This window comes from Streptomyces buecherae (assembly GCF_014295035.1).
Taxonomy (GTDB): Bacteria; Actinomycetota; Actinomycetes; order Streptomycetales; family Streptomycetaceae; genus Streptomyces; species Streptomyces youssoufiensis.
On sequence record NZ_CP060404.1, the window covers coordinates 6,865,680 to 6,878,442 of the forward strand.

Sequence of the window (12,763 nt, forward strand, 5' to 3'; positions counted from 1 at the left end):
GCGTGCCGTGCCGGCCGTGGCGTGACATCCACGGGGTGCCAGCCCCGTTCGAGGAGCACACCGAAATGACTTCCGAGTTCTTCATCCCCGCCCCCGAGGGTCAGATCCCGAGCGCCGACGGCTACTTCGGCGCCTACGGCGGCACGTTCATCCCCGAGGCGCTGGTCGCCGCGGTGGACGAGGTCGCCGCCGAGTACGAGAAGGCCAAGGGCGACCCCGCGTTCGCCGCCGAGCTGGGCGAGCTGATGGTCAACTACACGGGGCGGCCCAGCGCGCTGACCGAGGTGCCCCGCTTCGCCGAGCACGCGGGTGGGGCGCGGATCTTCCTCAAGCGGGAGGACCTCAACCACACCGGCTCGCACAAGATCAACAACGTGCTGGGGCAGGCGCTGCTCACCAGGCGCATGGGCAAGACCCGGGTCATCGCCGAGACCGGCGCCGGCCAGCACGGCGTGGCCACCGCCACCGCGTGCGCCCTCTTCGGCCTCGAGTGCACCATCTACATGGGCGAGGTCGACACCGAGCGCCAGGCGCTGAACGTGGCCCGGATGCGGATGCTCGGCGCCGACGTCGTCGCCGTGAAGTCCGGCAGCCGCACCCTCAAGGACGCCATCAACGAGGCGTTCCGCGACTGGGTGGCCAACGTGGACCGCACCCACTACCTGTTCGGCACCGTCGCCGGGCCGCACCCCTTCCCGGCGCTGGTCCGCGACTTCCACCGGGTCATCGGCGTCGAGGCCCGGCGCCAGCTCCTGGAGCGCACCGGGCGGCTGCCGGACGCCGCCGTGGCCTGCGTCGGCGGGGGCTCGAACGCGATCGGCCTCTTCCACGCGTTCCTCCCGGACGAGGGCGTGCGCCTGGTGGGCGTGGAGCCCGCGGGGCACGGCATCGACAGCGGCGAGCACGCCGCCACGCTGAGCGTCGGCGACCCCGGCATCCTGCACGGCTCCCGCTCCTACGTCCTCCAGGACGACGACGGGCAGATCACCGAGCCGTACTCGATCTCCGCCGGGCTCGACTACCCGGGCGTCGGGCCCGAGCACGCCTACCTCAAGGACGCGGGGCGGGCCGAGTACCGCTCCGCCACCGACGACGCGGCGATGCAGGCGCTGCGGCTGCTGTCGCAGACCGAGGGCATCATCCCCGCCATCGAGAGTGCCCACGCGCTGGCCGGCGCGCTGGACCTGGGCCGCGAACTCGGCACCGAGGGGCTGCTGTTGGTCAACCTCTCCGGGCGCGGCGACAAGGACATGGACACCGCGGCCCGCTACTTCGGGCTGTACGACGAGCAGGCCGACCAGCGGTCCGACGCGGCCACCCACGAGGGGGACAAGTGAGCGGCAACATCACCCTGCTGAGCGACGTGCTCGCGCGGGCCAAGGCCGAGAACCGGGCCGCGCTGGTCGGCTACCTGCCGGCCGGCTTCCCCACCGTGGACGACGGCGTGCGCGCCATCTCCGCGATGGTCGAGGGCGGCTGCGACCTGGTGGAGGTGGGCCTGCCGCACAGCGATCCGGTCCTGGACGGCCCGGTCATCCAGACCGCCGACGACATCGCGCTGCGCGCCGGCGTCAGAATCGTCGACGTGATCCGCACGGTCCGCGAGGTGCACGCGGCCACCGGCGCGCCGGTGCTGTGCATGACGTACTGGAACCCGGTGGACCGCTACGGCGTCGAGCGGTTCGCCGCCGAGCTCGCCGAGGCGGGCGGCGCCGGCTGCATCCTGCCCGACCTGCCGGTGCAGGAGTCCGGGGTGTGGCGGGAGGCGGCCGAGCGGCACGGTCTTGCCACCGTCTTCGTCGTCGCGCCCAGCAGCCGGGACGAGCGGCTGGCCAAGATCACGGCGGCCGGCAGCGGCTTCGTGTACGCGGCCTCGCTCATGGGCGTCACCGGAACCCGCGAGTCGGTCGGCCGCGAGGCGCAGGAGCTGGTGGAGCGCACTCGGGCCAGCACCGAGCTGCCGGTGTGCGTGGGCCTCGGCGTCTCCAACGCGGAACAGGCCGCCGAGGTGGCCCAGTTCGCGGACGGCGTGATCGTCGGGTCGGCGTTCGTCAAGGAGCTGCTCCAGGCGCCCGATGTCGAGACGGGCCTGGCCGGCGTGCGCGCGCTCGCGGCCGACCTGGCCAAGGGCGTGCGCCAGCGCGCCTGACGCCACCGGCGCACGGCCGATCCCACCCGCACCCCGGGCAGCCCCGCTGCCCGGGGTGCGGTCGTTCCGGAGCGGGTCGGGGCGGGGCCCGGTCGCCGCCCGGCGGTGTGGTGCGCGCGCCCGCCGTGTCAACCATGGTTGACATGCGTCGAGTGTCAACGTAGGTTGACGTCATGACTGAGGCAACCGATCTCGCCCAGCAGGCGGGCGACCGTGACCCGCGGGTCGGGCTGCGCGCGGTGGCCGCGCTGCGACGGCTGGTGGAGCAGTTGGAGGCCGTCCAGGTGCGCAGTGCCCGGGCCCGGGGCTGGTCGTGGCAGGAGATCGCCAACGAACTCGGGGTCAGCCGGCAGGCCGTGCACAAGAAACACGGGAGGCATTGACGATGTTCGAGAAGTTCAGCCAGGACGCCCGCGCCGCGGTGGAGGGCGCCGTCGGCCACGCGGAGCGCGCCGACGCGCGCACCATCACCGAGGAGCACTTACTGCTCGCCCTGCTCGACCTCCTCGACCCGGGCGAGGCCCCCGGCGCCCGCGCCCTGCTCGCGCTCGGCGTCGACCAGCGGCGTACGGAGCTGACCACGGCGCTGCGCGAGGCCCGGCGGGCGGGTGGGCTCTCGCGCGCCGACATCGCGGCCCTCGCCCGGCTCGGCATCGACGTCGGCGAGGTCGTCGCCCGGGTCGAGGAGGCGCACGGGCCCGACGCGCTGGCCGCCGAGCGCGGCCCGCGACGGTGGTGGCCGCGCGGGCACCGACCGTTCTCGCGCGAGGCCAGGTCCGTGCTCGTCCGCGCGCTGCGCATCGCCCAGGGCCGCGGCGACCGCGCGATCGGCGACGAGCACCTGTTGCTCGGGCTCGCGTCGGGGCCCGGCGTGGTGGCGGACGTGATGGCCGAGCACGGGGCGTCGTGGGCCGACATCGAGCGCGCGCTCGCCGTGCCGTGGCCGGGACGCGCGGCGAGCTGACCCGGCCGCGCCACCGGGCGGGCGGCCCCCGTCGTGGGGCCGATCCCGCCGTGGCCCACGCCGTGAGATTCGCCCGCCCATCGCTCGATCGGGCGAATACCGGGCGCCGGAGCGCAGCCCCGCCCGGTCGTCTCGTTGTGCACGGGCGTGAGTCACAACCGTAAGGACAAGCGCAGCGCTCGCGAGCGACTGCAGGAACAGCGCGCGAAGGACGAGGCGCGACAGAAGCGGAAGCGCACCTACATCGCGGCCGGGGTCATCGTCGTGGTGCTCGGCGCGGTGGGCGGCATCGGCGCCCTGATCGCCAGCCAGAGCGACGACGACGAAGCGGACGCGCGGGGACCGGTGGTCGACCCCAAGGGCGCCACGGGCGAGAAGCGGGTGGCCATCCCGGCCGGCGCGGCCGACGCGCCCGCGACCCTCACCGTGTTCGAGGACTTCCGCTGCCCCGGCTGCGCCGGCTTCGAGAACGGCTTCCGCAAGACGATCACCGAACTGCGCGAGGCGGGCCAGCTCAGGATCGAGTACCACCTGGTCCGCCTGATCGACGGGAACCTGGGCGGCAGCGGCTCGCTGCGCGCGGCCAACGCCGCCGCCTGCGCCCAGGACGCCGGCAAGTTCTCCGCGTACCACGACCTGCTCTACCAGAACCAGCCACGCGAGCAGGACGACGCGTTCGCCGACCGGGGCTACCTGATCGAGCTGGCGGGGAAGGTGTCGGGCCTCGACACCCCGGCCTTCCGGGCCTGCGTGAACAAGGGGACCCACGACAGCTGGGTGCAGAAGGTGGACAAGGCGTTCGAGAAGTCGGGCCACGGGGCCACGCCGACGGTCCTGCTCAACGGTGAGAACGTCTACGGGGACCAGGACGACCCGCTGACCCCGGAGAAGCTGAAGAAGGAGGTGGCGGAGGCGGCCAAGGAGAAGGGCCGCTGACCGAGGTCGGACCGGGCCCCGCCCGTGGCCCGTTATGCAGCCGTTGTGCCGGGTGGGTTGCCGCGCTTCCCGCCCGGCAGGGTAGCGTCACCCCTGTCATGGACCTCGCTTACATCCCCAGCCCCTCATCCGGCGTGATCGACCTCGGGCCGATCCCGCTGCGCGGCTACGCGTTCTGCATCATCATCGGCGTCTTCGTCGCCGTCTGGTACGGCGGGCGGCGCTGGGTCGCCCGTGGTGGCCAGGTCGGCACGGTGGCCGACATCGCCGTCTGGGCCGTGCCCTTCGGCCTGGTCGGCGGCCGGTTGTACCACGTCATCACCGACTACCAGTTGTACTTCGGTGAGGGCGAGGACTGGGTCGACGCCTTCAAGATCTGGCAGGGCGGCCTCGGTATCTGGGGCGCCATCGCGCTCGGCGCGCTCGGCGCGTGGATCGGCTGTCGCCGCCGGGGCATCCCGATGCCGGCGTACGCGGACGCGCTCGCCCCGGGCATCGCCTTCGCCCAGGCGATCGGCCGCTGGGGCAACTGGTTCAACCAGGAACTCTTCGGCAAGGCGACCGACCTCCCGTGGGCGCTGAAGATCGACGCGGACACCGACACCGGCACCGTGGCGGGCACCTACCACCCGACGTTCCTGTACGAGTCGCTGTGGTGCGTGGGCGTGGCGCTGCTGGTGATCTGGGCGGACCGGCGCTTCACCCTCGGCCACGGCCGGGCCTTCGCGCTGTACGTCGCGGCGTACACGGTGGGCCGGTTCTGGATCGAGTACCTGCGCGTGGACGACGCGCACGAGGTGCTCGGCCTACGGCTGAACAACTGGACCTCGATCGTCGTCTTCCTGGCGGCGGTGGCCTACATGGTGCTCTCGGCGCGGCACAGCCCGGGCCGCGAGGCGGTGGTCGAGCCGGCCGCGGTCGGCGACGGCGGCGCGTCGGACGGCGAGCCCGCCGCCGCGAAGGCGGCACCGGCCGCGTCGTCTCCGGTCAGCACGGTGAAGGAGCCGCGGGGGGCGCGGGCGACGTCGGCGGACGAGGACGGGGCGACCGGCGGGGCCGGGGACGCCGCGCCGTCGAAGAAGGGCTGAGCCCCGGGCGGGAGCGCCCGCGGCGAGCGACACGGAGGCCGTCGGACCGAGGGGTCCGGCGGCCTCGCGCGTGTGCCGTGCCCCCGCGACGGGCTCCCCGCGCCGCTCACCCCCGCGTGACGGGGCGCGCATCCGTGCAGGTCAGCGAGGTAAGTTCGGCCTTCCTTGCTGGCGGCGGCGGGGAATTCGAGCGTACCTTCGAGGCGTTGGCGGCGGATGAGTCCTCCGTCGCCGTGTGAAGGGAGAGCTCTACCCCATGTCCGTCATCGCCGCCGCGGAACCGCCCCACGTCGCCCACCGTGACAACCACACCCACCGCGACGTCAACGGCGGCTGGCTGCGGCCAGCGGTCTTCGGCGCCATGGACGGCCTCGTCTCCAACCTGGCCCTGATGACCGGTGTCGCGGGCGGCGCCGTCACCCAGCAGACGATCGTGATCACCGGTCTCGCCGGGCTCGCGGCCGGCGCGTTCTCGATGGCCGCGGGGGAGTACACGTCGGTGGCCTCGCAGCGCGAACTCGTGCTGGCCGAGTTGGAGGTCGAGCGCCGCGAGCTGCGCAAGCACCCGGGCGACGAGATGCTGGAGCTGGCGGCCCTGTACGAGTCGCGCGGGGTCGAGCCGGTGCTCGCCCGCGAGGTGGCCAGGCAGCTCTCGGCGGACCCGGAGCGGGCGCTTGAGGTGCACGCCCGCGAGGAGCTGGGCGTGGACCCGGACGACCTGCCCTCGCCGCTGACGGCGGCGCTCTCCTCGTTCGGCGCCTTCGCGCTGGGCGCCCTGCTGCCCCTGCTGCCCTACCTACTCGGCGCTTCGTCCCTGTGGCCCGCCGTCCTGCTGGCGCTGGTCGGGCTGTTCGGGTGCGGCGCCGTCGTGGCGCGGGTGACGGCCCGGACGTGGTGGTTCAGTGGCCTGCGGCAACTGGCGCTCGGCGGGGCCGCGGCCGGCGTGACGTACGCCCTCGGCGCCCTGTTCGGGACGGCCGTCGGGTGATCTCGGAGGCGGCCTCTGCCGGTGAATCATGCAGGCTTGCGCATAATATGCGGATTACCGCGCGGTTTCGGCTCGCTCGCGAACGGGCATACAGCCCGAGCGTCGCGGGCAACGTCGCTCGCTCCGCGAACCCAGCGGGCGCGCCCCGTTCAGCCCCTCGCCCCGCTCCACCACGCTCTTGCGGTGTCCGCATGCTGGAATGAAGTATCCGCTTCTTGGGCAGCGGGCCATCATGTAGCCTGCACCAAATTCACAGAGGGCCAACGTCGTCCCTCGGTATCAGCACTTGCCACCGACGACGACGGGAGAGCCGATGCGTTCCGCGCACCCCCGGCCCGTGCCTTCCGTGACCGGCAGCGGCGCCACTGCCGCCTGGTCACCGCTGCAGGGGCGCCCCGCCCGCCAGGGCCTGTACGACCCCCGTAACGAGCACGACGCCTGTGGCGTCGGCTTCGTCGCAACCCTCACCGGCGAGCCCAGCCACGAGCTGGTCGAACAAGCCCTCACCGTCCTGCGCAACCTGGAGCACCGCGGCGCCACCGGCTCCGACCCGGACTCGGGCGACGGCGCCGGCATCCTGCTCCAGGTGCCGGACGCCTTCCTGCGCGAGAGCGTCGCCTTCCCGCTGCCCGAGCCCGGCGCGTACGCCGTCGGCATCGCCTTCCTGCCCGGCGACGGTTCGGAGGCCGCGGCGGCCGTCACCCGGACCGAGGCCATCGCCGCCGAGGAGGGGCTCGCCGTCCTCGGCTGGCGAGTCGTGCCCGTCGCCCCCGAACTGCTCGGCAGCACCGCCCGGGCCACCATGCCCGCGTTCTCACAACTCTTCGTCGCCGACGCCGAGGGCTCCCTCAGCGGCATCGAGCTGGACCGCAGGGCGTTCGTGCTGCGCAAGCGCGCCGAGCGGGAGGCCGGGGTCTACTTCCCCTCCCTGTCCGCGCGCACCCTGGTCTACAAGGGCATGCTCACCACCGGGCAGTTGGAGCCGTTCTTCCCCGACCTGTCCGACCGCAGGTTCGCCACCGCCATCGCGCTGGTGCACTCGCGCTTCTCCACCAACACCTTCCCGTCCTGGCCGCTGGCGCACCCGTACCGGTTCGTCGCGCACAACGGCGAGATCAACACCGTGCAGGGCAACCGGAACTGGATGCGGGCGCGCGAGTCGCAGTTGGCCAGCGAGCTGCTGGCCGGCGACGGCCGCTCGATCGACCGCCTCTTCCCCGTCTGCACCCCCGGCGCCTCCGACTCCGCCTCCTTCGACGAGGTCCTCGAACTGCTGCACCTGGGCGGGCGGTCGCTGCCGCACAGCGTGCTGATGATGATCCCCGAGGCGTGGGAGAACAGCGCCTCGATGGACGCCCAGCGGCGCGCGTTCTACCAGTACCACTCCACGATGATGGAGCCCTGGGACGGCCCGGCCTGCGTCACCTTCACCGACGGCACCCAGGTCGGCGCCGTCCTGGACCGCAACGGGCTGCGCCCGGGCCGCTACTGGGTCACCGACGAGGGCCTGGTCGTGCTCTCCTCGGAGGTCGGCGTCCTGGAGATCGACCCGGCCCGCGTCGTACGCAAGGGCCGGCTCCAGCCCGGCAGGATGTTCCTGGTCGACACCGCCGAGCACCGCATCGTCGAGGACGACGAGATCAAGAGCGCGCTCGCCGCCGAAGCGCCCTACCAGGAGTGGCTGGAGGCCGGCGAGATCGAGCTGGAGGACCTGCCCGAGCGCGAGCACATCGTGCACACCCACGCCTCGGTCACCCGCCGCCAGCAGACCTTCGGCTACACCGAGGAGGAGCTGCGGCTCATCCTCGCGCCGATGGCGGCCAACGGCGCGGAGCCGATCGGCTCGATGGGCACCGACTCGCCCATCGCCGCCCTCTCCGACCGGCCCCGCCTCCTCTTCGACTACTTCACCCAGCTCTTCGCACAGGTCACCAACCCGCCGCTGGACGCCATCCGCGAGGAGTTGGTCACCTCGCTGATCTCCTCGCTCGGCCCGCAGGGCAATCTCCTGGAGCCGACCGCGGCCTCCTGCCGCAGCGTCACCCTGCCCTTCCCGGTGATCGACAACGACGAGCTGGCCAAGCTCATCCACATCAACGCCGACGGCGACCGGGACGGGCTCGGCGCCGCCACCCTCTCCGGCCTGTACCGGGTCGGCGGCGGGGGACCGGCGCTGGCCGCGCGGATCGCCGAGATCTGCGCCGAGGCCGACTCGGCCATCGCCGACGGGGCCCGCCTCATCGTCCTCTCCGACCGGCACTCCGACGCCGAGCACGCCCCCATCCCCTCGCTGCTGCTCACCTCGGCCGTCCACCACCACCTCATCCGCACCAAGCAGCGCACCCAGGTGGGGCTGCTCGTGGAGGCCGGCGACGTGCGCGAGGTGCACCACGTCGCGCTGCTCATCGGCTACGGCGCGGCGGCCGTCAACCCGTACCTGGCCATGGAGTCCGTCGAGGACCTGGTGCGCGCGGGGACCTTCCTGTCCGACGTCGAGCCCGAGGCGGCGATCCGCAACCTCATCAGGGCGCTCGGCAAGGGCGTGCTCAAGGTGATGTCCAAGATGGGCATCTCCACCGTCGCCTCCTACCGCGGCGCGCAGGTCTTCGAGGCCGTCGGGCTCGACCAGGCGTTCGTGGACACGTACTTCCACGGCACCGCCACCAAGATCGGCGGCGCGGGCCTGGACGTGGTGGCCACCGAGGTCGCGGCCCGGCACGCCAAGGCGTACCCGGCCAGCGGCGTGCCCTCCGCGCACCGCGCCCTGGACATCGGCGGCGAGTACCAGTGGCGCCGCGAGGGCGAGCCGCACCTGTTCGACCCGGACACCGTCTTCCGGCTCCAGCACTCCACCCGCGCCCGCCGGTACGACATCTTCAAGCAGTACACGGAGCGGGTGAACGAGCAGTCCGAGCGGCTGATGACGCTGCGCGGTCTGTTCGGCCTCAGGTCCGAGCGGCCGTCGATCCCGCTGGAGGAGGTCGAGCCCGTCTCCGAGATCGTCAAGCGCTTCTCGACCGGCGCCATGTCGTACGGCTCCATCTCGCGCGAGGCGCACGAGACGCTGGCCATCGCCATGAACCAGCTCGGGGCCAAGTCCAACACCGGCGAGGGCGGCGAGGACCCGGAGCGGTTGTACGACCCGCAGCGGCGCTCGGCCATCAAGCAGGTGGCCTCCGGCCGGTTCGGCGTCACCAGCGAGTACCTGGTCAACTCCGACGACATCCAGATCAAGATGGCCCAGGGCGCCAAGCCCGGCGAGGGCGGCCAGCTGCCCGGCCACAAGGTCTACCCGTGGGTGGCCAGGACCCGGCACTCCACGCCCGGCGTCGGCCTCATCTCGCCGCCGCCGCACCACGACATCTACTCCATCGAGGACCTCGCCCAGCTCATCCACGACCTGAAGAACGCCAACCCGCGGGCCCGCATCCACGTCAAGCTGGTCAGCGAGGTCGGCGTCGGCACGGTCGCGGCGGGCGTCTCCAAGGCGCACGCGGACGTCGTGCTGATCTCAGGCCACGACGGCGGCACCGGCGCCTCCCCGCTGACCTCGCTCAAGCACGCCGGCGGTCCCTGGGAGCTGGGCCTGGCCGAGACGCAGCAGACGCTGCTGCTCAACGGGTTGCGCGACCGCATCGTCGTGCAGACCGACGGCCAGCTCAAGACCGGCCGCGACGTGGTCATCGCGGCGCTGCTCGGCGCCGAGGAGTTCGGGTTCGCGACCGCGCCGCTGGTGGTCTCGGGCTGCGTGATGATGCGCGTGTGCCACCTGGACACCTGCCCGGTCGGCATCGCCACCCAGAACCCGGTGCTGCGCGAGCGGTTCACCGGCAAGGCCGAGCACATCGTCAACTTCTTCCAGTTCATCGCCGAGGAGGTCCGCGAACTCCTGGCCGAGCTGGGGTTCCGCACCCTGGAGGAGGCAGTCGGGCACGCCGAACTCCTGGACACCTCGCGGGCCGTGGAGCACTGGAAGGCCAGCGGCCTGGACCTGGCGCCGCTGCTGCACGTACCGGACCTGCCGGCCGGCGCCGTCCGCCACCAGATCGCCGAGCAGGACCACGGCCTGGCGAAGGCGCTGGACAACGAGCTGATCAAGCTGGCCGCTGACGCGCTGGCCGCGCCGGACGCCGCCGCCGCGCAGCCGGTGCGCGCCCAGGTCGCCATCCGCAACATCAACCGGACCGTGGGCACCATGCTCGGTCACGAGGTGACGAAGAAGTTCGGCGGCGCGGGCCTGCCCGACGACACCATCGACATCACCTTCACCGGCTCGGCCGGCCAGTCCTTCGGCGCCTTCGTGCCGCGCGGCATCACGCTGCGCCTGGAGGGCGACGCCAACGACTACGTCGGCAAGGGCCTGTCCGGCGGCCGGATCGTCGTCCGCCCCGACCGCGGGGCCGACCACCTGGCCGAGTTCTCCACCATCGCGGGCAACACCCTCGCGTACGGGGCCACCGGCGGCGAGATGTTCCTGCGCGGCCGGGTCGGCGAGCGGTTCTGCGTGCGCAACTCGGGCGCGACCGTCGTCTCCGAGGGCGTGGGCGACCACGGCTGCGAGTACATGACCGGCGGCCGGGCCGTGGTGCTCGGCGAGACCGGGCGCAACTTCGCCGCCGGCATGTCCGGTGGCGTCGCGTACGTCATCGACCTCGACCCGGCCCAGGTCAACCGCGAGCTGGCCGCGGCTGTCGAGCCGCTGGACGAGGCCGACACGCGGTGGCTGCACGACGTGGTGCGCCGCCATCAGGAGGAGACCGGCTCGACCGTGGCCGCGGCCCTCCTCGCCGACTGGGAAGCCGCGGCACGCCGCTTCAGCAAGGTCTTCCCGCCCACCTACAAGGCCGTGCTCGCCGCCAAGGACGCCGCCGAGCGAGCCGGACTCTCCGAGTCCGAGACCACCGAGAAGATGATGGAGGCGGCGACGCATGGCTGACCCCAAGGGCTTTCTGACCACGGACCGCGAGGTCGCCGCGACCCGCCCCGTCGGCGAGCGCGTCAAGGACTGGAACGAGGTCTACGTCCCCGGCTCGCTGCTGCCGATCATCAGCAAGCAGGCGAGCCGCTGCATGGACTGCGGCATCCCGTTCTGCCACAACGGCTGCCCGCTCGGGAACCTCATCCCCGAGTGGAACGACTACGCCTACCGCGAGGACTGGAGCGAGGCCAGCGAGCGGCTGCACGCGACGAACAACTTCCCGGAGTTCACCGGGCGGCTGTGCCCGGCGCCGTGCGAGGCCGCCTGCGTGCTCGGCATCAACCAGGCGCCGGTGACCATCAAGAACGTCGAGGTCACCATCATCGACAAGGCGTGGGAGTCGGGCGACGTCACCCCGCAGCCGCCCGAGCGGCTGTCCGGCAAGACCGTCGCCGTCATCGGCTCGGGCCCGGCCGGCCTCGCCGCGGCCCAGCAGCTCACCCGCGCCGGCCACACCGTCGCCGTCTTCGAGCGGGCCGACCGCATCGGCGGGCTGCTGCGCTACGGCATCCCCGAGTTCAAGATGGAGAAGCGGCACATCAACCGCCGCATCGAGCAGATGCGCGCGGAGGGCACCAAGTTCCGTACCGAGGTGGAGATCGGCCGCGACATCGACGCCGCCGACCTGCGTCGCCGCTACGACGCGGTGGTCATCGCCGCGGGCGCCACCGTCTCCCGCGACCTGCCGGTGCCCGGCCGCGAGCTGAACGGCATCCACGCCGCGATGGAGTACCTGCCGCTGGCCAACAAGGTCCAGGAGGGCGACTTCGTGGCGCCGCCCATCACCGCCGAGGGCAAGCACGTGGTCGTCATCGGCGGCGGCGACACCGGCGCCGACTGCGTGGGCACCGCCCACCGCCAGGGCGCGGCCTCCGTCACCCAGCTTGAGATCATGCCGCGGCCGAGCGAGGAGCGCCCGGGCCACCAGCCCTGGCCCACCTTCCCGATGCTCTACAAGGTCACCTCGGCCCACGAGGAGGGCGGCGAGCGGGTCTACTCCGTCTCCACCACCCACTTCGAGGGCGACGCGGACGGGAACGTGAAGTACCTGCACCTGGTCGAGGTCGAGTTCAGGGACGGCGGGTTCGAGCAGAAGCCGGGCACCGAGCGCAGGATCCCGGCCGAGCTGGTCACCCTCGCGATGGGCTTCACCGGCATCGACCAGAGCAACGGTCTGGTCGAGCAGTTTGGCCTGGACCTGGATGGACGGGGTAACGTCGCCCGGGACGCGAACTTCGCCACGAACGTGGACGGGGTCTACGTCGCCGGTGACGCGGGCCGAGGCCAGTCGCTCATCGTCTGGGCCATCGCCGAGGGCCGCTCGGCGGCCCGCGCGGTGGACGCCTACCTGACCGGCGCCAGCGCCCTGCCCGCACCGATCCGCCCCACGGACCGGGCCCTGACCGTCTGACCCACGGCCCGCCCGGCCCCCGCACTACCGGCCTGTGCCGGAGGTGTCCCGTACAGCGCCGTGCGGAACACGCGGCGCCTGCCCGTCCCCGACCGGATGGCAGGCGCCGCTTTTTCGTCTCCGCGACGCGGTGAGCACGGCCTGCGCCCGCGGCGTCCTCGCGCGGGGTGACCGGGCGGCCACGGGTGGCGGTACGGTGGTCGCGGCATCGTGCCGTGCCCGAACATCGCCTGCGGAGCGAGGAGTTGA

At 72.7% G+C, this 12,763-nt stretch carries 9 protein-coding genes; all 9 read left to right on the forward strand.

Annotated features, from left to right (window positions below; translation table 11 throughout):
• The first annotated feature begins 65 nt into the window (after positions 1–65).
• The 9 genes from trpB to H7H31_RS27375 all read left to right on the forward strand — a co-directional run bounded on the left by trpB (position 66) and on the right by H7H31_RS27375 (position 12,514).
• The gene (gene trpB / locus H7H31_RS27335) at positions 66–1,337 is read left to right on the forward strand and encodes a tryptophan synthase subunit beta (RefSeq protein ID WP_187064546.1); all 1,272 of its coding nucleotides are present in this window, start codon (positions 66–68) and stop codon (positions 1,335–1,337) included.
• A complete protein-coding gene (gene trpA / locus H7H31_RS27340; protein WP_187064547.1) occupies positions 1,334–2,149 on the forward strand; it encodes a tryptophan synthase subunit alpha in 816 nt (271 codons plus the stop codon). Before trpB ends, trpA begins: the two co-directional genes overlap by 4 nt.
• A gap of 173 nt (positions 2,150–2,322) precedes the next feature.
• The gene (locus H7H31_RS27345; protein WP_187064548.1) at positions 2,323–2,532 is read left to right on the forward strand and encodes an HTH domain-containing protein; all 210 of its coding nucleotides are present in this window, start codon (positions 2,323–2,325) and stop codon (positions 2,530–2,532) included.
• 2 nt (positions 2,533–2,534) lie between these two features.
• Positions 2,535–3,113: a Clp protease N-terminal domain-containing protein gene (locus tag H7H31_RS27350; protein WP_187064549.1), complete on the forward strand. Its 579-nt coding sequence runs from the start codon at positions 2,535–2,537 to the stop codon at positions 3,111–3,113.
• A gap of 147 nt (positions 3,114–3,260) precedes the next feature.
• Positions 3,261–4,049: a DsbA family protein gene (locus H7H31_RS27355; RefSeq protein ID WP_187064550.1), complete on the forward strand. Its 789-nt coding sequence runs from the start codon at positions 3,261–3,263 to the stop codon at positions 4,047–4,049.
• Positions 4,050–4,147: 98 nt separating this feature from the next.
• Entirely contained in the window at positions 4,148–5,137 is a 990-nt protein-coding gene (lgt, locus tag H7H31_RS27360) for a prolipoprotein diacylglyceryl transferase (RefSeq protein ID WP_187064551.1), read from the forward strand.
• 256 nt (positions 5,138–5,393) lie between these two features.
• Complete coding sequence (locus H7H31_RS27365) at positions 5,394–6,125, forward strand: VIT1/CCC1 transporter family protein (protein WP_187064552.1); 732 nt, start codon at positions 5,394–5,396, stop codon at positions 6,123–6,125.
• A gap of 313 nt (positions 6,126–6,438) precedes the next feature.
• Positions 6,439–11,061, forward strand: a complete 4,623-nt coding sequence (gltB, locus tag H7H31_RS27370; protein ID WP_187064553.1) for a glutamate synthase large subunit — start codon at positions 6,439–6,441, stop codon at positions 11,059–11,061.
• Positions 11,054–12,514, forward strand: coding sequence for a glutamate synthase subunit beta (locus H7H31_RS27375; RefSeq protein ID WP_187064554.1), 1,461 nt, complete (start codon positions 11,054–11,056; stop codon positions 12,512–12,514). Before gltB ends, H7H31_RS27375 begins: the two co-directional genes overlap by 8 nt.
• Positions 12,515–12,763: the final 249 nt, after the last annotated feature.